The following is a 19,389-nucleotide window of genomic DNA, read 5'->3' as shown; positions in this document are numbered from 1 at the left end:
AGCCATGTTGCTCTCTCTGGCGGTCGAGAATTACCGCTCTTTCGGCAAGGAGGCTGTCCTCGACATGCAGCGCCGCAGCTTTAAGACGCTGCGTCCCCGCAAAGGCGAATCCTGGACTGAGAACACCTGGCGCAGGGCGGGCATCTTCGGCCCTAACGCGTCTGGAAAATCGAACATCCTCCTGCCGCTGTCCCTGCTGCGCACCGCCATCATCCATTCGCTCACCAGCGAAGCTCACGTACGGCGGTTGCGTGATCCCCACATGCTGCAGCAGGCGAGCCCGACCCGATTCGATGTCGAGTACGTGGCCAATGATGTCAGGTACCGCTGGATCCTGGTCGTGGACAACGGCGGAGTTGTCTCGGAGAGCCTTGACGCCAACGAACGGGGAAGGTTCAGCAGCATCTTCAACCGCGAGCGCAACGAGATTACCTTCGGCCAGCGCGCGGGCCTGCACCAAGCCGCGAAGGAAAACATTGAGCAGTTTCTGCGCAGCTGGTCGCTCGTGTTTTCCGCGTGGGCCACGGTTAAAAATCCGGGGAGACACGCGGCGGCCATCGACTGGTGGGGAAGGATGCTGCCCCTGATCACGGGGGAGAACGATCGTCACAACGGGCACCAATGGCTCATCGAGCTTGCCCACCGCGACCCCCACTGGCTGGGAGTTGTGAAGACGGTCATCCGCGTCGCGGATGTTGGCGTGCGTGACGTGGGCATTGAAGAAGCCGAAGTGCCTCCGGAGGTGCGGCGTATTCAGGAGCTGTTGCAGGGTGGCGGCGACTCCCGTGACGCAGAGGTGGTGAAGGCGGACGACATTATCGAGTATTTGCAGTACCTCCGCTTCGAGCATCACGGATGCGACCAGAGTTTCTACCTTGATGAGGCGGACGAATCCCTGGGCACACGCACGTGGCTTGATCTCGCCGTACCAGCGCTGTTCGCGCTGGCGGTCGGCGGTGTGCTGGCTATCGACGAGATCGATTCCTCACTCCACCCGCTGCTCGTGCGTGAGCTTGTCTCCTACTTCGATAATTCCGACCTTAACCCCCTCGGCGCCCAACTACTTTTCGGTTCGCATGACACCTCGCTCATCGGCCGACACCCACAGGCCGCCCTCCACCACGGCGAAGTGTGGTTTGCCACCAAGAGCGAATCCCGCTCGGAGCTTGTCGCGCTTGACGAGTTTGCTGTGCGCGAGGCCCATAACGTCGAGAAGCGCTACCTCCAGGGAGTCTATGGGGCCGTACCCATCCCTGGCAGCAGTGAGCTCGTGGAGGCCCTCGCTGCGCTGCGGCGTAAGTACGGCACAAGTGAAGCAAGGGGGCAGTAGCATATGCGGAAAAGGAGAAGGCCCAAGGGAAGCCGTCCTACACAGCCGTCGTACCTCATAGTGGTGCAAGGTCAGGCTACCGAGCTCGATTACTTCAAACGTCTAAAAAGCACGTTTCGAATCCCCGGTGTGAACCTCGTTGTCGAACCGCACTCACCCGAAAAAATCGTTGACAAAGTTAGGTATAACATGGCCAACGACAAGGCTGCCCCGTACGACCGAGTCTGCTTTGTTGTCGACGTCGATGACTCGAGCCCGCAGCAGTTTCAGCAAGGATTCAATAAAGCGCGCAAGAGCACCACGGGCGGCACAAAGTGCTTGTTTGCAGTGTCGAATCGGTGCTTCGAGGTGTGGCTACTCGCCCATTTTGCGGATATTCGGGGGCGTGAAATGGAGGTCGGCGCTCTTACCGCCGGGCTTCGCGAACATGGAGCGCTCCAAGCGGGGTCGGATAAACACCTCGCCGCCGATTTTCCAGTGAAAGAGTATGAAACGGCGTCCCGCAACGTCAGCACAGCTAACTGGAATGAGATCGGCCCCGCTCCCAGTACGGCGGTGCCAAAGCTTGTGGAAGAGCTCATCCGTGCTGCAGAAGCAAGCTAGCGGCGCACTTCATGTACCCGTAAGTCGTGTCCGGGCGATGGACTAAGCTTGTCGCCGTGGCTTTGTACAGGAAGTATCGCCCCGCAAGCTTCGGCGAAGTGATCGGCCAAGAGCAGGTCACGCGCCCTTTGTCCGCCGCGTTGGACAACGGCCGGATTAACCACGCCTACCTGTTTTCGGGCCCGCGCGGGTGCGGTAAGACTTCCTCGGCGCGCATCCTCGCGCGCTCCCTCAACTGCGTCCACGGCCCCACCTCGACCCCGTGCGGGGAGTGCGCCTCCTGCGTCTCGCTCGCGCCGGGCGGGGCGGGCAACCTCGACGTGATGGAGCTGGACGCGGCGTCGAACGGCGGTGTCGACGAGATGCGCGAGCTGCGCGAGCGCGCCATGTTCGCCCCGGCCGAGTTCCGCTACCGCGTGTTCATCATCGACGAGGCCCACATGATTTCGAAGGTGGGCAACAACGCGCTGCTCAAGATCGTGGAGGAGCCGCCGGAGCACCTCATCTTCATCTTCGCCACCACCGAGCCGGAAAAGATGCTGGGCACGATCCGCTCGCGCACTCACAACTACCCGTTCCGCCTGCTCACCCCGCAGGCGATGCACGGGTTGCTCACCCGCGTCGTCGCCGAGGAAGGCGCCCACGTCGAGGAGAGCGTCTACCCGCTGGTCATCCGCGCCGGCGGCGGCTCGCCGCGCGATACGCTCTCGATCCTCGACCAGCTGCTCTCGGGGGCCGGCCCCGAGGGCCTCACGTACGAGGCCGCGCTTCCCCTCCTCGGGGTCACGGACCTCACGCTTGTCGACGCCATCGTGGACGCCCTGGCCACCCGCGACGCCTCCCTGATGTTCCGCACCGTCGACCAGATCATCGAGGCCGGCCACGAGCCCCGCAAGTTCGCCCTCGACCTGCTGGATCGCCTGCGCGACCTGATGATGCTGCGCACCGTCCCCGACGCGATCTCCCAAGGCCTCGTCAACGCCCCCGCCGACCGCGCCGAGATCCTGCGCGAGCAGGCCGAGCGCTTCAGCGGCCACGAGCTCGCGGAGCTTGCCTCCCAGGTCAACGACCGCGTGTCCTCACTGCGCGGCGCCACGAGCCCCCGGCTGCTCCTCGAGATCATGATGGCCCACCTCATCACCACCCCCGACGTTGCCGCGGAGGTCCAGGGCCCGAAGGAGCCGACCGCGGAGCCGACCCTCGCGCCCGACTCTCCCGCGCCGGTGACCCAGGGCCGCACGGGCGCCGCGGCCGCCGCAGCTGCGGCGGCGGCAGCAGCCCAGCGCGACGTGCGCAGCTCGTCGACGCCCGCCCCGCGACAGGCGCCCGAGCCGTCTGCTCCCCCGGAGCCCGCGCGCCCGGAGCCGTCGGCCAGCCAGCCCGATACTGGCGGCCTGCTGGAGAAGGTGCGGCGCGAGTGGACCGCCCTGCGACAGTCCGTTGGTGCGCGCAACAAAACCGCCGAGATTATGCTCACCGAGGCCACGCCCCTCGGCTTCGACGACGACACCCTCGTGATCGGCCACAACACCGGCGCGCTCGCGCAGCGGATCAACGCCCCCGAGCACAACCGCGACATCGCGTCCATCTTCTCCGAGCACCTCGAGGCCACGATCCAGGTGCGCTGCGTCGTGGGCACCGACCCCGCCAAGGCGGGCGTGAAGGCCGAGGCCCCGCCGCGCCAGGTGTGGAACCCGCGCTCCACACCCCAGGAGAAGTCCGAGCCCGAGCCCGAGCCCGAGGACCCTGCGCCGGCCCCTCCCGCTGCCAACGACTGGCGCGCCGCCGCGGCCGCCGCCAGTAAGCGAGCCGCCCGGCGGGAGCACCGCGAGGCGGAAGAGATCCCGCTTCCGCCCGAGCCCGCGGAGGAAGAGTACGAGCCGCCGCCCCCGCCCGAGGAGTACACCCAGGAGGACGAGGAGCGAGCCATGGCAGACCAGGCTCAGGAGGAAGGTGAGCGGGACCGTCGAGACGCGACTGCGGTCGCGATGGACCTCCTTGCCACCGAATTGGGAGCAAAGCCGCTCTGAGGCGCGTCCCGCTGCCCGCTACAATGGTCGGCGAACGTCAACGGTCAACGAAGAAAGGCCACTAGCTGCTATGACCACCCCGAATATGCCCGCGGATATGCAGGAATTGATGCGCCAGGCCGCCGAGGTGCAGGCCGCGCTGCAGAAGGCGCAGGAGGAGCTCCTCTCCGCAACCGTCACCGGCACCGCCGGCGGCGAGCTCGTCACCGTCACCATGACCGGCGGCGCCGAGATCACCGACCTGACCATCAAGCCGGAGGCCGTCGACCCCGAGGATGTGGAGACCCTCCAGGACCTCATCCTCGCCGCTTACCGCGACGCGCACACGAAGGCTGGCCAGCTCGCGCAGGAAAAGATCGGCCCGCTGACCAACCCGCAGCAGCCCGCGCCGGGCGAGATCCCCTTCGGCGGCATCATCTAGCGCTACGCGCACCAGCCCGGCCGCTTCCGGCCGGGCTTTTCCACGTTCGAAGGAAGGCACACGAATGTTTGAAGGACCGCTGCAAGACCTTATCGACGAGTTATCCCGGCTGCCCGGGGTCGGGCCGAAAAGCGCCCAGCGGATCGCCTTCCACCTGTTGAAGACGGACCCCGAGGACGTCGATAGGCTTGCTGCCGCCCTCGTCGCGGTGCGCGACGGCGTGACCTTCTGCCGCATCTGCAACAACGTCTCGCGCGACGATGTCTGCCGGATCTGCGCCGACTCCGGGCGCGAGCGCGGCCTCGTGTGCGTCGTCGAAGACGCGAAAGACATCCAGGTCATCGAGCGCACCGGCGAATACCGCGGGCGCTACCACGTCCTCGGCGGGGCGCTCGACCCGCTGGCCAACGTCGGCCCGCGCGACCTCGCCATCGCCCCGCTCCTCCAGCGCATCGGCGGGGTTCTCGACGACGTCGACGGCCAGGAGGCGCCCACCATCGAGGAGGTCATCCTCGCCACCGACCCCGACACCGAAGGCGAAGCGACCGCGTCGTACCTCGCGCGGCTGCTCAAGGACTTCCCGGACCTCACTGTGTCGCGGCTGGCGTCCGGGATGCCGCTCGGCGGGGACCTCGAGTTCGTGGACGAGCTCACGCTGTCGCGCGCGCTAAGTGGGCGGTTGAAGATGTAGGGCGCGTGCGTCTGAGTTGTCGTTGAGGTCGACCGGGGCGGTAGGCGTAGTCGACGTCAAGGTGTTGTGGGGTTTTGCGACCTGGGGTTTTGTGTCCGGTTTTTTGTTGAGGTCGACCAGGGCGGTAGGCGTAGTCGACGTCAAGGTGTTGTGGGGTTTTGTGACCTGGGGTTTTGCGTCCGGGTTTTCGTTGAGGTCGACCAGGGCGGTGGGCGTAGTCGACCTCAAGGTGTTACTGGGTTTTGCGACCTGGGGTTTTGTGCGCGGGTTTTCGTTGAGGTCGACCAGAACACGCGGCCTAGTCGACGTCAACGGATTTCCGGGTCACGCGACCTGGGGTTTTGTGCGCGGGTTTTCGTTGAGGTCGACCAGAACACGCGGCCTAGTCGACGTCAACGGATTTCCGGGTCACGCGACCTGGGGTTTTGCGTCCGGGTTTTCGTTGAGGTCGACCAGAACACCCGGCGTAGTCGACGTCAACGGATTTCCGGGTCACGCGACCTGGGGTTTTGCTTCCGGATTTTCGCTGAGGTCGACCAGGGCAGCCGGCGTAGTCGACCTCAAGGTGGTGCGGGGTTTTGTGACCTGGGGTTTTGTGTGCGGGTTTTCGTTGAGGTCGACCAGAACACCCGGCGTCGACGACCTCGCCGCAATCCAGCCCGTCGCGAGGGAGCGTCTAGCGCAGGCGCTCCATGCGCAGCCGGTCGATGAGCGTGAGCTCGAGAGGCTCCAGTTCTTCGAGGCGCACGTCGAGGGCGCGGGAGAGCAGGAGGTCCGCGAGCTGGGGGTTGCGGGCCAGCGCCGGGCCGTGCATGTAGGTGGCGATGACGCTGCCTTGCACGACGCCCTCCACGGCGGCGCCGGTGGTGTTGCCCACGCCGTTTTTCACGGTGCCCAGGGCGTGAGCGTCGGGGCCGATGACGGTGCCGCCCATGTGGTTTTCGAAGCCGGTGAGGGGTTCGGTGAGCTCGGCGGTGGCGCCGGCGCGGGTGGGCAGGGAGGCGACTTCGCCGATGGCGCGAGTGCCCATGGCGGTGGTGGTGGCGTCGATAAGCCCGATGCCCTCGACAATGTTGCCGTGGGCGGTGAAGGTGCGGCCGAGGACCTGCATGCCGGCGCAGACGGCGAAGATGGGGCGCCCGGCGGAGGCCGCTGCTTGCAGGCCCGGGGACGCGGCGAGGCGGGCCGCGGCGATGACCTGTGCGGAGTCCTCGCCCCCGCCGATGGTGTAGACGTCGCAGTCGGGGGCGATCTCGTCGTTGAGGCAGAAGCGTTCGATCTCGGCGCGGATGCCGCGCATGCGGGCGCGCTGGCGCAGGACGAGGGCGTTGCCGTCGTCGCCGTAGGTGCCCAGCACGTCGGGCAGAACGAGGCCGATGCGAAGGGAGTTAGGCACGGTAGTCCTCCTGCTTGCTCAGGGCTTTCTTCAGGTCGCGGAAGGCCGTGTAGTTGGCCAGCACCTCGACGCGGCCGGGCGGGCAGGCGCGGATGGCGTCTATGGGGTCGTGGATGAGCTCGTGGTCGATGTCCGCGTAGAGCAGGCGCACCGCGAGGTCGGTGCCGCGCTCGCCCGCTGCCTTGACGGAGACGCCGGAGAAGTCCTCGAAGGTCACGTCCCACAGCCAGGACAGGTCCTCACCGTCGGCGACCTGGCCGTTGACGGCGATGACGAGGCCGTCGGCGTCGCGGTCAACCATCGAGAGCGCCTCCTGCCAGCCGGCGGGGTTCTTCGCCAGCAGCAGGTGGATGTCGTGCTCGGCAAGGTGGACCGTGGAGTAGCGGCCGGCGACGTCGTCGACCGTCGCGGCGGCGGCGACAGCCTTGTCCAGGGGCACACCGAAGGCCTCGACGGCGGCGGCGATGGCCTGGGCGGCGTTGCCGCGGTTGGCGCGGCCCGGCAGGGAGAGTGCCAGCTCGACCTCGCCGTGCGGGGTGCGCAGGTGCGTGTCGGTGACGGAGTAGGCGGGGGTGGGGCGGCGGAACTCGCGGCCGTCGTCAAGCGGCTGCGTGGCGTACCAGTCCTCGCCGTCCGCGGAGCGCACGATGTGGCCGGCGGAGCGGGGGTTGGTCACCGAGTCGCCCAACCAGCCGCCGCCCGCGGCCACCCACACCACGTTGGGGTGGTCGAAGGCGACGGAGGTGATGAGCACGTCGTCGCAGTTGGCCACGACCGTCATCTCTGGGTGGGCCTTCACGGCGGCGCGCAGGGCGCGCTCGATCTTGTTGATCTCGCCGACGCGGTCGAGCTGGTCGCGCGACAGGTTGAGCAGCACGAGCGCCTGCGGCTTGAGGCGCTCGGCGACGTGCGGCACGTGCAACTCGTCGACCTCGAGCGCGATGTGGGTAGCGTCCGGGGTGGCCATGAGCGCCGAAATGATGCCGGCGTCCATGTTGTCGCCGCCCTCGTTCGTGGCCACGGTGTGCGTGCTGCGCAGCGCCTCGGCGAGCATGCGCGTCGTGGTGGATTTGCCGTTCGTGCCCGTCACCAGCGCGGCGGGGCGGCGCCCGCCGAGGGAATCCATGATGGAGGGGTCGATCGCCCCGGCGACCAGGCCGCCGATCATGCCGCCGGCCCCCCGGCCGGTGGCGCGCGAGGCGGTGGTGGCGAGCCGAGCGGCGGTCAGCGCGGCACGGCTGCGCAGGCGGGCAAGGGGGCCTTTCTCACTCATGGGCTATACGTTAGACCCTCCCGCCGCCGAGGCCCGCCCCGGCGCGGACACGGCCGCGAAAAACTCCTCCGCGGACAGCACGGGGATGCCCTTGCGGTGGCCGTGCATGGCCTTGCCGCGCAGCTCGGCGCCCGCGGCGACAGCGTCGGAGACAACCAGCGAGGTCTGCCGGGAGAGCTTCTCGGCGTACACCAGCCCCGCCTCGAGCGCGGCGCTGATGATCTCGTCGGGCTCGACGCGCACGTCGTCGGCCACCACGACCTCCATCCCCGCGCGCACGCCCCGCCCGGCGGAGTACACGCCCGGGTTCTCGGCCTCGGCCTTCTCCGCGGCGGCGTCGACGCGCCGGGTGCTGCGCTGCAGGCTGAAGCGGTCCGCGGTGAGGTCCTCGGGAGCGTACGACGAGAGGGTGCCGCGGGAGCGCAGCTCGAGGAAGGTCGCCACCACGGTCAGTGTGAGCTCGCGGGAGGTTTCCTCCTCCGGCCGCTGGGCGCGCTCGACGCTGGCGGTGGGGTCGGGCCCGTCGACGCCGACGAGGCGGGCGACGGCGCCGATGCGCGTGTCCTCCGGGATGATCCCGCAGCGCCGCGCGCTGGCGAGGGTGTCCACGATCGCGGTGGGGCGCGGCACGTGGCCGACGCGTTGACGCCGGCGCCCGTTGCGGCGGTTGCGCGAGCGGTTCGCCCGCGCCGCGGCGTTCATCGCGCGACGCGCCTCCGAGACGATGAAACCCCAGGTGAAGGGGGAGTCGTGGGTGACGAGGGTGCGGGCGTCGAGAAGCTTGTCCAGCGTCTTGAGGTGCCGCGAGAAGCGCGGCGCCTGCCCGACGTCGCCCGGCTCGAGTCCGTGCATGTGCCGCGGCCCCGGGTCCTCGCCTGGGTTGACCACGATGTGCAGGTCCTCGCCGACGCGTCCGGAATCGTCGAAGGCGACGGCGTCAATGGAGATCAGCCGCGACGTCGTCGGGTGAATGCCCGTCGCCTGTACGAACACCGCCACGTAGGGGTAGTCGTCGGGGTCGGTTCTCGCAGCGCTCATTGCTCAGAGTCTAGCGGCACCGCTTTTCGACGCCCCACCAGCGCCCTACACGCCGCCCGCGCGGGCCCCGGTCAGCCCGCGGTTGACGGCGGAGACGACCGCCTTGAACGACGCGCGCGTCGTCGAGGCCGCGATGCCCGCGCCCCACGCGGCGGTGCCGTCGACGTCGGCGTAGATGTAGCAGGCGGCGTCGGCGTCATCGCCGGCGCTGCGCGAGCGCTGCGAGTAGTCCTGCACCTCGAAGTCGATGCCGAGGCTCTCCAGCGCCTGGGCGAAGGCGGCGATGGGGCCGTTGCCGGTGCCGTGGATCTCGCGCTGGGCGCCGTCGTAGACCACCCGGGCGGCGACCTTCGAGTCCGCGCCCTCGCTGTCGGTGCCGGTGATGTCGAAGTCGATCAGCTCCAGCGGGGTATCCAGATCGAGGTAGGTGCCCGCGAAGATGTCCCACATGTTCTTGGAGTTCACCTCGCCGCCCTCGGCGTCCGTGATGGCTTGGACGATGGCGGAGAACTCCGGCTGCATCGCCTTCGGCATGTTGATGCCGTGGTCGGTCTTCATGATGTAGGCCACCCCGCCCTTGCCGGACTGGGAGTTGACGCGGATGACCGCCTCGTAGGTGCGCCCGACGTCCTTCGGGTCGATCGGCAGGTAGGGCACCTCCCAAGCGGTGTCGCGCAGCTCCTCCCAGCTGACGTCGGTGGAGGAGGCCTCCGGGCGCACCTTCTGCGCGAGGGCGTCGAGGCCCTTGTTGATCGCGTCCTGGTGCGAGCCGGAAAACGCCGTGAACACGAGCTCGCCGCCGTAGGGGTGGCGCTCCGGCACGCGCAGCTGGTTGCAGTACTCGACGACCTCGCGAATGCGGTTGATGTCGGAGAAATCAATCTGCGGGTCGACGCCCTGCGTGAGCATGTTCAGCCCGAGGGTGACCAGGTCGACGTTGCCGGTGCGCTCGCCGTTGCCGAAGAGGCAGCCCTCGATGCGGTCCGCTCCCGCCAGGTAGCCCAGCTCGGCGGCGGCGACGCCCTCGCCGCGGTCGTTGTGCGGGTGCAGGGAGAGGATGATGCTGTCGCGCTTGGCCAGGTTGCGGTGCATCCACTCGATGGAGTCCGCGTAGACGTTCGGCGAGATCATCTCCACCGTCGACGGCAGGTTAATGATGATCGGGTTCTCCGGTGTTGGCTGCATGACATCCACCACGGCGTCGCACACCTCGAGCGCGAAGTCGAGCTCGGTGCCGGTGTAGGACTCCGGCGAGTACTCCCAGCGCCAGTTCGTGTCCGGGTAGTCGCGCGCGATGGTCGTGATCAGCTCCGCCGCGTCGGTGGCGAGCTTCTTGATCTCCGGGCGGTCTTTGCGGAACACCACCTCGCGCTGCAGCTTCGACGTGGAGTTGTAGAAGTGGACGATGACGTTGCGCGCGCCCTCGCAGGCCTCGAAGGTGCGGCGGATGAGGTGCTCGCGCGCCTGCACCAGCACCTGGATGGTCACGTCCTCCGGGATCATGTCCTTTTCAATGATCTCGCGGACGAAGTCGAAGTCCGTCTGGGAGGCGGAGGGGAAGCCGACCTCGATCTCCTTGTAGCCCATCTGCACCAGCAGGTTGAACATGCGGCGCTTGCGCTCGGGGCTCATCGGGTCAATGAGCGCCTGGTTGCCGTCGCGCAGGTCCACCGCGCACCACTGGGGTGCCGTGGTGATCTTCTTGTCCGGCCACGTGCGGTCCGGCAGCACGATGTCTTCGACCTCCTCCGCGAAGGGGCGGTAGCGGTCGACGGGCATGTGGGAGCCGCGCTGCTTGTTCCAGGCGGGCTGGCCCTCGTTGCGGGGGCCGGAGGGGGTGCGGATCTCGTTCGGGGCGAAAAATTCGGAGGTGTTCGGCGTCATGGCGTTTCCTTCGTCGTTGAGGGGACGTCGTTGCGGGTCTCACGGCCGGCAAACACGAACTCCGCGACGGGGTGCCGGCCGTGCTAGCTGGTAAAGGCCTGATTCCCGCCGCGGCGTAGAAGGAGAAGTCGCCTCCGCAGGCTCCGTCGCGCCGATGACGATGACATAGGCCACATCATAGCCGTGTCGTGGCGCGGCGCAACAGCCCTACGGCTGGTGGCGCGGATCGGGCCGCCGTGACAGCATCCCCGTCGCGCCGACCATGCCGACCACGGCGACACTGATGGCGAGCCAGCCGGGCACGCTCGAGACGGCGAAGTCCTCGCCCAGCAGGGTGAACCCGAGCGCGAGCGCCACGATGGGCTCGGTGATCTTCATCGCGGGCAACGAGCGCGACAGCGTGCCCGCCCCGAAGGCGTATTGCTGCACTGCGGTGCCGACGACGGCCGTGGCCAGCAGCGCCCACAGCTGCCATGTCCCCAGCAGTTCGTCCAGGCCACCGGCAGTAAAGGCGTCCACGGACACCTTGGCAAAAACAGCGAGGAAGCCGAAGGCGGCGCCGCAAACGATCCCGTACAGGAGCGCTTTGGTGGGGGCGGGGGTGGGGCGTCGATAAGCGGCTGCGAACAGGGCCCCGCAGACGAGGGCGCCGAGCGCGATGGCGGCGACCCACTCCCACGTCCGGCTGGGACGGTCGCCGGGCAGCGGGCGGCCGAAGAACACCAGCACGCCCACGCACAGCGTGAGCACGATGGCCCAGAAGGTCTCGTCCGCCTCCATGCGGCGCCGCTCGACGCGCGCCGCGAGCACGAGCGTGAGCATGAGCGAGAGGACGAGCACCGGCTGCACCACGAGCAACGACCCAACAGCCAGGGCTAGGGCTTGCATGCCGTACGCGCCGAAGGCGAGGGCAATGGACAGCCACCAGGCGGGGGTGCGTAGCGACGCCAACGGCGACGCATTCGCCTCCCACTGGCTGAGCCCTGACCTGAGAATGCGGTGGCGCCAGACCGTGCCCACCGCGATCATCGCGGCCGACAGGAGCGCGAAAAAGGCGGCGAGGGCGTTGCTGTGCACGCGCCCAACTGTAAGGCAGGGGGGCGGTGAATACTTTTCACCTTAATTCCTCGTCGGTGTCGGGGGGCCCTTGTACTATTGGAGCGGATTCCCAAAGCGCGCAGCGGAAGGTGGCGGAAGCGAATGGCATTGATCGTCCAGAAGTACGGGGGGTCGTCCCTGGAAAGCGCGGAGCGGATCCGCGCGGTCGCGGAGCGTGTGGTGAATACAAAGCGCCAGGGCCACGACGTCGTCGTGGTCTGCTCCGCGATGGGCGACACCACCGACGAGCTTTTGGACCTCGCCGCGCAGGTCAACCCCGTCCCCCCGGCCCGCGAGATGGACATGCTGCTCACCGCGGGCGAGCGCATCTCCAACTCCCTTGTCGCCATGGCCGTCGCCTCCTTCGGCGCCGAGGTGCAGTCCTTCACCGGTTCGCAGGCGGGCGTGATCACCACGGAGCGCCACGGCAACGCGCGCATCCTCGAGGTCACCCCGGGCCGCGTCCAGGAGGCGCTGGACCAGGGCAAGATCGCCATCGTCGCCGGCTTCCAGGGCGTCAACCGCGACACGCGCGACGTGACCACGCTGGGCCGCGGTGGCTCGGACACCACCGCGGTGGCCCTGGCGGCGGCGCTCGGCGCCGACGAGTGCGAGATCTACTCGGACGTCGACGGCGTCTACACCGCCGACCCGCGCATCGTGCCGGACGCCCGCAAGCTGGACCAGCTGTGCTTCGAGGAGATGCTCGAGCTCGCCGCGTCCGGCTCGAAGATCCTGGTCCTGCGCAGCGTGGAGTACGCCCGCGCGTTCAACGTGCCCCTGCGCGTGCGCTCGTCTTACAGTAACGACACCGGCACCCTCGTCGCCGGAGCAATGGAGGATATCCCCGTGGAGGAAGCAGTACTGACCGGCGTCGCCACCGACGACTCGGAGGCGAAGATCACCATCCTGGGCATCCGGGACACCCCCGGCGAGGCCGCCAAGGTGTTCCGCAGCCTCGCCGACGCGGAAATCAACATCGACATGGTCTTGCAGAACATCTCCTCCCTGGAGAGCAACAAGACCGACATCACGTTCACGCTGCCCAAGGCCGACGGCAAGCGCGGCATGGAGCTCCTTGCCACCCTGCAGCGGTCGGAGGACTGGGACGACCTGATCTACAACGACCAGATTGGCAAGGTCTCCCTCGTCGGAGCGGGCATGAAGTCCCACCCCGGCGTCACCGCCGACTTCGCCGAGGCGCTTCGCGACGCCGGAATTAACATCGAGATGATCACCACCTCAGAAATCCGTATCACGGCCGTGGTGCGCCAGATCGACCTCGCCGAGGCCGCCCGCGCCCTCCACGCCCGATTCGAGCTCGGTGGCGACGAACCGGCCGTGGTCTACGCCGGCACCGGGCGCTAGAACCGTAACCGAAGGAAGGACCCCCAATGACCACCATCGCAGTCGTCGGAGCAACCGGGCAGGTGGGGCGCGTCATGCGCTCCATCCTGGAGCAACGCAACTTCCCGGCCGACACGGTTCGCTTCTTCGCCTCCCCGCGCTCGGCGGGCACGGTCCTGCAGTTCCGCGGCGAGGGCGTCGTCGTGGAGGACCTGTCGAAGGTGACGGCGGACTCCGTCGCAGACGTCGACATCGCCCTCTTCTCCGCGGGCGGCGCGACATCGAAGGAATGGGCCCCCGTCTTCGTCGCCGCGGGCGCGAAGGTGGTGGATAACTCCTCCGCGTTCCGCAAGGACGGCGCTGTCCCGCTCATCGTCTCCGAGGTCAACCCCGACAAGGCGTCCTCGCTGCCGAAGGGCATCATCGCCAACCCGAACTGCACGACCATGGCGATTATGCCGGTGGCCAAGGCGCTTCACGACGCCGCCGGGCTCACCGCTCTGCGCGTCGCTTCCTACCAGGCGGTCTCCGGCTCCGGCATCGCCGGCGTCAACGCCCTCGCCGAGCAGGTCGCCGAGACCGGGGAGCACAACCGCGAACTGACCACCGACGGCAGCGTGCTCGCCCCCTCCGACCTCGGCCCCTACGGCGGGCCCATCGCCTACAACGTCCTGCCCCTAGCGGGCAGCATTGTGGACGACGGCACGCTGGAGACCGACGAAGAGCAGAAGCTGCGCAACGAGTCCCGCAAGATCCTCGACCTGCCCCAGCTGCGCGTCTCCGGCACGTGCGTGCGCGTGCCCGTGTTCACCGGCCACACGATGGTCGTCCACGCCGAGTTCGCCGAGCCGATCACCGCGGAGCGGGCGCGCGAGGTCCTCTCGGCGGCGCCGGGCGTGCGCGTCGTGGACGTGCCCACGCCGCTCGAGGCGACCGGCAAGGACGAGTCCCTCGTGGGCCGCATCCGCCAGGATCAGGCCGTCGAGGGCGGCCGCGGCCTCGTCTTCGTCGTCGCCGGCGACAACCTGCGCAAGGGCGCCGCACTCAACACCATCCAGATCGCCGAGTTGCTGGTGTAAAAGCGGGGGCACACCTGGGGCAGATGAGGCGCGGCCGGGATTCGGCTGGGATACAGCCTGGTTGCAATACGGTAAAGGCCGCTCCCTCAGTTTGCCTTCCTGGCTAGTCTCGGCAGAATGGTCAGAGTGACTTATCCGCATCGTTTCCACAAGCGCGCCTGGGTTCGCGCCTGCGCGGCTGCGGCCGCGCTGCCTGTCGCGATGACGCTCGCGGTGTCCGCGCCCGCCGTCGCCGCAGAGTCCGGCGAGGTGGTGCGGGTCCTCGACGTCGCAGGCGTGGACGAGCTCGAGGTGGCCGCAGGCCAGACCGTCGTTTTCGACTCCGGGCAGGGGCGCACCTTTTCCATCCCCGAAAGCGACGCCCCCGCCCTTCCCGCCGGCTGGAGCGTGATCCGCGGGGAGGACACCCTGCGCGTCACCGCCTCCGCCACGGCGGCCCCCGACGAGTTCGCCGTCGTCGAGGTCGAGGAAGCCACGGGCGAGACGGACACGCTGCGCATCGTCGTGGAAGGTACCCCCGACGAGGCCGACAGGGCGCTGGAATCCTCGTCCAGCACGTGGATCGATCGCCTGGCTGACCGCGTGGCCAGCTTCTTCGGCGCTTAGCGTTCCTGCCTGCCTCTCTGGAGCACGAAAAAAGGCCCTCGGCCCCACCTCAGTGGGACGCCGGGGGCCGTGCGCGCGGGCGCCTATTTTTTGTTCTCGCCGGGGGTCTCCTCGTGGTCCTCCGCGAGGTCCTGCGCGGCCGTGACGTGCTCCTCGGGCCCGGAGGGGTCCGAGTAGGACACGTAGACGACCTCGCCGCCGGGATCCTCCGGGTCGAAGTCCACGTCGTCGTCCTTGATCAGCTCCTGGCCCACCTCGTCCTCGACGGCCTCGATAAAGTTCGCGTCGGCGACGTTCGAGCTGGCGGTGATCACGGCAAGCTCGTCTTGGTTCTTCTTGGTAAACCGCAGCCGCGGGTCGAGCTTGATGCGGGTGAGTTCGAGGGCGCGGCGGCGCCGGTTGCCCTCCTGACGCAGGTAGCTCCCGCCGCGCAGCCAGGCGAAGGAGACGACGACGATGAGCACGAGGCCCATATAGCCAAGAACCGGGTAGACGTAGGACACGAGGTTTTGGAAGCCCGCGAAGGACAGCACGAAGCCGAGCAGGCAGGCGGAGATGAAGATGACGCGGAACTTCTCCGGGCGCCCGCGCGAGAGGCGCTTGCCCAGCGCGTAAAACATGCCGAGGGCGGTGGCGAAGATCATGCCGAAGATGATCAGGGACATGATCAGGCCCAGCGTCGGGTTGATAGCGGAGATAAGAGTCAGCGTCGGCATGTCCTGGCCCGCGACGGTGTCCACGGACACGAGCAGAGCGCCGCACAGGAGCAGGAGCATGACGAGGTAGCCCAGGCCGCCGAGCGCGCCGCCGATACCCGCCGCACGCGGGTCGAGGTAGTTGCCGCCGATCACGATGGCCATGGAGGTCACGCAGATGAAGTTCAGGCCAGTGTAGTTCAGCGCGGAGACCCACCAGTTGGGCAGCGTCGTGCTCACCTGCTCCGCGGCCTGGTTCAAAGAAGACCAGTCCGGGGAGGCGTTGACGATGGTCCACGTGCACCCGGCGATGACGAAGACAAGGAGGAAGGGGGTGAGAATGCCGATGGCGCTTGTCACCTTATCGACGTCCAACATGCCGACCCCCATCACGAGAGCGAGCATGAGGAACGCGCCAACCCACACTGGCAGGTCGAACTGCTGGTTGAGGTTCGAACCGGCGCCGGCGAACATGACGAAGCCGATCGAAAACAGGGTGATGATCGTGGCGATGTCCAGGATCCACGAGACGACCGTGCCGGAGATGCGGCCGAGCACCTCCATGTGCTCGCGGGCCTGGAAGTAGCTGCCCAACTCGAGGACGGAGATGCCTCCGATGAGCATGAGAATGGCGCCAAGGATCGCGCCCCAGAAGCCGAGGGTGCCGAAGGCGACAAAGTATTGCATCGCCTCCTGGCCCGAGGCGAAACCTGCCCCGACGAGGACGCCGAGAAAGGCGAAAGAAATACCGATTGCGTTTCTGAGCATGGCTAGGTTGTGGCTCCGAAAAAAATGGTTGGACGATTCTGACCGAGGTTATCTTAGTGCGTCGGACCTCGTTACGCGCCTTCAGACAGGTCGCCGCGTTTACGCGTCACCTTTCCCTGCGCCCTCGATGAGGTCACGGCGGGCGCGGGCGATGCGCGAGCGGATGGTGCCGACGCGCACGCCGCAGATCTTCGCCGCCTCCTCGTAGGTGTAGCCCAGGACCTGGGTAAGGATGAGGGCCTCGCGGCGTTCGGCGGGGAGGGCGTCGAGAAGCCTGCGGGCGTCGATGACGTCGGACCACGTGTTGGGGTCGTCGATGCTGGGCTGCAGCGCGGCGACGTCGGTGTACTCGGCCGCGGACTTGCGGGGGCGGGCCATGTCGTGGCGCACGGAGTCGACCCAGGCGCGGCGGGCGAGGGAGAGCAGCCACGTGCGGGCGGAGGAGCGGGCGGCGAAGCGAGGCAGCGCGCTCATGACGCGCAGGTAGGTCTCCTGGGTGAGGTCGTCGGCATGCTCGCGGCCTGCGAGGTGGGCGAGAAGGCGCCACACGTCATCCTGTGTATGCCTGATGAATTCGGAGAGAGCAGCCTTGTCGCCACGGCCAGCCCGGAGGGCCAGATCGGTGACGTAATCGTCGTTTCTGCTGCTCACACGTGGAAGGTTACCAGCCTGCCGGGGGCGCTCCGCGCGGGGTAAGTAGGAAGTTGTAGGGGTAAAACTCGTTGCCGCCCATTTCGTTCGCACGTAGGATACGAATTGTCCACTACCAATAATGAAACCCTTTTGATTAGGAGGCCACTCCATGGCAGACAAGTCGAAGGCAGAGGAGATCGTCGCGTGCGGCGAGCGCCCTGCAGGTAACGGTAAGACCACCCAGCTCGGTGGGCAGCCGGTTGCATCCGAGAACATCTCGGCAACCGTCGGCCGTCAGGGCCCGAACGCGCTCGATGACATCCACCTCATTGAGAAGCTGGCGCACTTCAACCGCGAGAACGTTCCGGAGCGTATCCCGCACGCTAAGGGCCACGGCGCATTCGGCGAGCTGCACGTCACCGAGGACGTCTCCAAGTACACCAAGGCCAAGCTGTTCCAGCCGGGCACGGTCACCCCGATGGCCATCCGCTTCTCCACCGTCGCCGGTGAGGCTGGCTCCCCCGATACCTGGCGCGACGTGCACGGCTTTGCCATGCGCTTTTACACGGAGGACGGCAACTACGACATCGTGGGCAACAACACGCCGACCTTCTTCCTGCGCGACCCGATGAAGTTCCCGGACTTCATCCACTCCCAGAAGCGCCAGCCGAACACCGGTCTGCGCAACGACGAGATGCAGTGGGACTTCTGGTCCCGCACCCCGGAGTCCGCGCACCAGGTGACCTACCTGCTCGGTGACCGCGGCACCCCGAAGACCTCCCGCCACCAGGACGGCTTCGGCTCCCACACCTTCCAGTGGGTCAACGAGGCTGGCGACGCAGTATGGATCAAGTACCACTTCAAGACCCGCCAGGGCTGGGAGACCTTCACCGACGAAGAGGCCACCGAGATGGCCGGCAAGAACGCCGACTTCCACCGCCAGGACCTCTACGACGCGATCGACCGCGGCGACTACCCGATCTGGGACGTCAAGGTCCAGATCATGCCGTTCGAGGACGCTGAAAACTACCGCTTCAACCCCTTCGACCTGACCAAGGTTTGGTCCCAGAAGGACTACCCGCTGGTGGACGTGGGCTACTTCGTGCTCAACCGCAACCCGAAAAACTACCACGCCCAGATCGAGCAGATCGCCCTCGACCCGGCCAACATCGTCCCGGGCGTCGGCCTGTCCCCGGACCGCATGCTGCAGGGCCGCGTCTTCGCCTACGCCGACCAGCACCGCTACCGCATCGGCGCGAACTACAAGGACCTGCCGGTCAACCGCCCGATCAACGAGGTCAACACCTACGCGGAGCGCGGCTCCATGGCGTACTTCTTCTCCAACGAGGGCGAGCCGAACTACTCCCCGAACCGCACCGGCAAGGGCGCGGGCTACCTGGACAATGGTGAGGACTCCTCCTCGAACCACACCGATTACGGCCAGGCGGAGAACCTCTACGTCAACCCGGACCCGCACGGCACCGACCTGGTGCGCGAGGCGTACGTCAAGCACGCCGAGGACGACGACTTCGCCCAGGCTGGCACCCTGTACCGCGAGGTGTTTGACGACGCGGCCAAAGAGCGCTTCATCCACAACGTGACCAACAAGATGCTGCCCATCGAGGATAAGGACGTCGAAGAGCGCACCTTCGCCTACTGGGGCAACGTGGACAAGGACCTCGAGCAGAAGCTGCGCGAGGAGCTGTCCCGCAAGCGCGAGTCCGCATCGACCGAAGAGAAGGAAGACCAGTCCACGGTCTTCTAACTAACATCGCGCGGCGCGAATGAAGGCCCGCACCGGTTCGCCGGGGCGGGCCTTTTCCTGTGCGTGAAACACAGCGCAGCCCCCGGCTCGACGGAATCGGGGGCTGCGGCTAACGGGGCGTCGACAAGCTAGGCCGTGTCCGTGATGGGGTCCGCATAGCGGTCCGAGACCGTGACCCCGTAGATGGAGCGGCCGAGGACGAAAGTGACCACGGACGCCACGATCCACACCGCGGCGATGGCCACGAGGGCGCGCAGGAAGTCGTTCAGGTCGAAGCCCGTAGTCGACCACGAGCGCACCAGCTTGGCCACGACGAGCAACGGGAACGCCAAGCACACGAGCGGGCCCAGCAGGTTCGCGCGCGTCAGGGCGTCCGGGGCGCGCAGCTGCAGCACGGTCGTAGCCACCGTGTACAGGGTGGCGATGATGACCAGGACAGCGGTGATGATTTCCCAGATAGTCATTAGCGTCGCCCCCTCGCGATGATGCGCGCCATCGACAGGGTGGGGATGGCGCCGCAGACGAGGGCGCCGAGGATCGCCACCTCGTAGCCGATCATGGTGTTGGTGAACAGGGTCCACATGAGGTAGGTGGCCACCATGCCGTAGAAGATGAGGTCGGCCATGACGGCCCGGGACAGCTCGTCGCGCGTCGCTATGAGCGCACCGAGTCCCACCACGAGGCACGCCGCCATCACGACGATGCAGACGGTGATGATTGTTTCAAACATGT

At 67.3% G+C, this 19,389-nt stretch carries 18 protein-coding genes; 9 read left to right on the top strand and 9 right to left on the bottom strand.

What is annotated here, in order from left to right:
* The first annotated feature begins 4 nt into the window (after positions 1 to 4).
* The 5 genes from BLT81_RS09955 to recR all read left to right on the top strand — a co-directional run bounded on the left by BLT81_RS09955 (position 5) and on the right by recR (position 5,075).
* The gene (locus BLT81_RS09955) at positions 5 to 1,330 is read left to right on the top strand and encodes an AAA family ATPase (protein ID WP_019193727.1); all 1,326 of its coding nucleotides are present in this window, start codon (positions 5 to 7) and stop codon (positions 1,328 to 1,330) included.
* Positions 1,331 to 1,333: 3 nt separating this feature from the next.
* Positions 1,334 to 1,933, top strand: coding sequence for an RloB family protein (locus tag BLT81_RS09950; protein ID WP_081582873.1), 600 nt, complete (start codon positions 1,334 to 1,336; stop codon positions 1,931 to 1,933).
* 56 nt (positions 1,934 to 1,989) lie between these two features.
* Positions 1,990 to 3,963 (top strand): DNA polymerase III subunit gamma and tau, encoded by a 1,974-nt coding sequence (locus tag BLT81_RS09945; protein ID WP_040421009.1) that lies wholly within the window; start codon positions 1,990 to 1,992, stop codon positions 3,961 to 3,963.
* A gap of 70 nt (positions 3,964 to 4,033) precedes the next feature.
* The gene (locus BLT81_RS09940) at positions 4,034 to 4,384 is read left to right on the top strand and encodes a YbaB/EbfC family nucleoid-associated protein (protein ID WP_019193730.1); all 351 of its coding nucleotides are present in this window, start codon (positions 4,034 to 4,036) and stop codon (positions 4,382 to 4,384) included.
* Between the two features lie 64 nt (positions 4,385 to 4,448).
* The gene (recR, locus tag BLT81_RS09935) at positions 4,449 to 5,075 is read left to right on the top strand and encodes a recombination mediator RecR (RefSeq protein WP_019193731.1); all 627 of its coding nucleotides are present in this window, start codon (positions 4,449 to 4,451) and stop codon (positions 5,073 to 5,075) included.
* 676 nt (positions 5,076 to 5,751) lie between these two features.
* Here recR and BLT81_RS09930 read toward each other — a convergent pair.
* The 5 genes from BLT81_RS09930 to BLT81_RS09910 all read right to left on the bottom strand — a co-directional run bounded on the left by BLT81_RS09930 (position 5,752) and on the right by BLT81_RS09910 (position 11,743).
* The gene (locus BLT81_RS09930) at positions 5,752 to 6,471 is read right to left on the bottom strand and encodes a type 1 glutamine amidotransferase (protein ID WP_019193732.1); all 720 of its coding nucleotides are present in this window, start codon (positions 6,469 to 6,471) and stop codon (positions 5,752 to 5,754) included.
* Complete coding sequence (locus BLT81_RS09925; protein WP_019193733.1) at positions 6,464 to 7,744, bottom strand: Mur ligase family protein; 1,281 nt, start codon at positions 7,742 to 7,744, stop codon at positions 6,464 to 6,466. Before BLT81_RS09925 ends, BLT81_RS09930 begins: the two co-directional genes overlap by 8 nt.
* 3 nt (positions 7,745 to 7,747) lie before the next feature.
* The gene (locus BLT81_RS09920; protein WP_019193734.1) at positions 7,748 to 8,782 is read right to left on the bottom strand and encodes an exonuclease domain-containing protein; all 1,035 of its coding nucleotides are present in this window, start codon (positions 8,780 to 8,782) and stop codon (positions 7,748 to 7,750) included.
* Between the two features lie 45 nt (positions 8,783 to 8,827).
* On the bottom strand, positions 8,828 to 10,666 hold the full coding sequence (gene leuA, locus BLT81_RS09915; protein ID WP_019193735.1) for a 2-isopropylmalate synthase: 1,839 nt from the start codon (positions 10,664 to 10,666) through the stop codon (positions 8,828 to 8,830).
* A gap of 207 nt (positions 10,667 to 10,873) precedes the next feature.
* Positions 10,874 to 11,743, bottom strand: coding sequence for a DMT family transporter (locus BLT81_RS09910; protein ID WP_019193736.1), 870 nt, complete (start codon positions 11,741 to 11,743; stop codon positions 10,874 to 10,876).
* A gap of 123 nt (positions 11,744 to 11,866) precedes the next feature.
* On the opposite strand from BLT81_RS09910, the gene BLT81_RS09905 reads away from it, so the two are divergent.
* From BLT81_RS09905 to BLT81_RS09895, 3 genes are all read left to right on the top strand, one after another.
* Positions 11,867 to 13,132: an aspartate kinase gene (locus BLT81_RS09905; RefSeq protein ID WP_019193737.1), complete on the top strand. Its 1,266-nt coding sequence runs from the start codon at positions 11,867 to 11,869 to the stop codon at positions 13,130 to 13,132.
* A gap of 26 nt (positions 13,133 to 13,158) precedes the next feature.
* Positions 13,159 to 14,190, top strand: a complete 1,032-nt coding sequence (locus BLT81_RS09900; protein ID WP_019193738.1) for an aspartate-semialdehyde dehydrogenase — start codon at positions 13,159 to 13,161, stop codon at positions 14,188 to 14,190.
* 126 nt (positions 14,191 to 14,316) lie between these two features.
* Positions 14,317 to 14,796 carry a hypothetical protein gene (locus BLT81_RS09895; protein ID WP_155860804.1) on the top strand — a complete coding sequence of 160 codons (480 nt, stop codon included), beginning with the start codon at positions 14,317 to 14,319 and terminating at the stop codon, positions 14,794 to 14,796.
* Positions 14,797 to 14,879: 83 nt separating this feature from the next.
* Here the strand turns inward: BLT81_RS09895 and BLT81_RS09890 are convergent, their stop codons facing one another.
* Together BLT81_RS09890 and BLT81_RS09885 are read right to left on the bottom strand one after the other, a co-directional pair.
* The gene (locus BLT81_RS09890) at positions 14,880 to 16,259 is read right to left on the bottom strand and encodes a YkvI family membrane protein (RefSeq protein ID WP_019193740.1); all 1,380 of its coding nucleotides are present in this window, start codon (positions 16,257 to 16,259) and stop codon (positions 14,880 to 14,882) included.
* A 99-nt stretch (positions 16,260 to 16,358) separates the two neighbouring features.
* Positions 16,359 to 16,910: an RNA polymerase sigma factor gene (locus BLT81_RS09885; RefSeq protein ID WP_040421011.1), complete on the bottom strand. Its 552-nt coding sequence runs from the start codon at positions 16,908 to 16,910 to the stop codon at positions 16,359 to 16,361.
* 151 nt (positions 16,911 to 17,061) lie between these two features.
* Here BLT81_RS09885 and BLT81_RS09880 point away from each other — a divergent pair, with 151 nt between their 5' ends.
* A complete protein-coding gene (locus BLT81_RS09880; RefSeq protein WP_019193743.1) occupies positions 17,062 to 18,657 on the top strand; it encodes a catalase in 1,596 nt (531 codons plus the stop codon).
* 128 nt (positions 18,658 to 18,785) lie between these two features.
* Here the strand turns inward: BLT81_RS09880 and BLT81_RS09875 are convergent, their stop codons facing one another.
* A complete protein-coding gene (locus tag BLT81_RS09875; RefSeq protein WP_019193744.1) occupies positions 18,786 to 19,121 on the bottom strand; it encodes a Na+/H+ antiporter subunit G in 336 nt (111 codons plus the stop codon).
* Positions 19,121 to 19,387, bottom strand: coding sequence for a hypothetical protein (locus tag BLT81_RS09870; RefSeq protein WP_019193745.1), 267 nt, complete (start codon positions 19,385 to 19,387; stop codon positions 19,121 to 19,123). The genes BLT81_RS09875 and BLT81_RS09870 overlap by 1 nt, the downstream gene beginning before the upstream one ends.
* Positions 19,388 to 19,389 lie beyond the last annotated feature (2 nt).

Source organism: Corynebacterium timonense (assembly GCF_900105305.1).
In the GTDB taxonomy this organism is placed as follows: domain Bacteria; phylum Actinomycetota; class Actinomycetes; order Mycobacteriales; family Mycobacteriaceae; genus Corynebacterium; species Corynebacterium timonense.
This window is presented reverse-complemented; position numbering and strand designations above follow the sequence as displayed.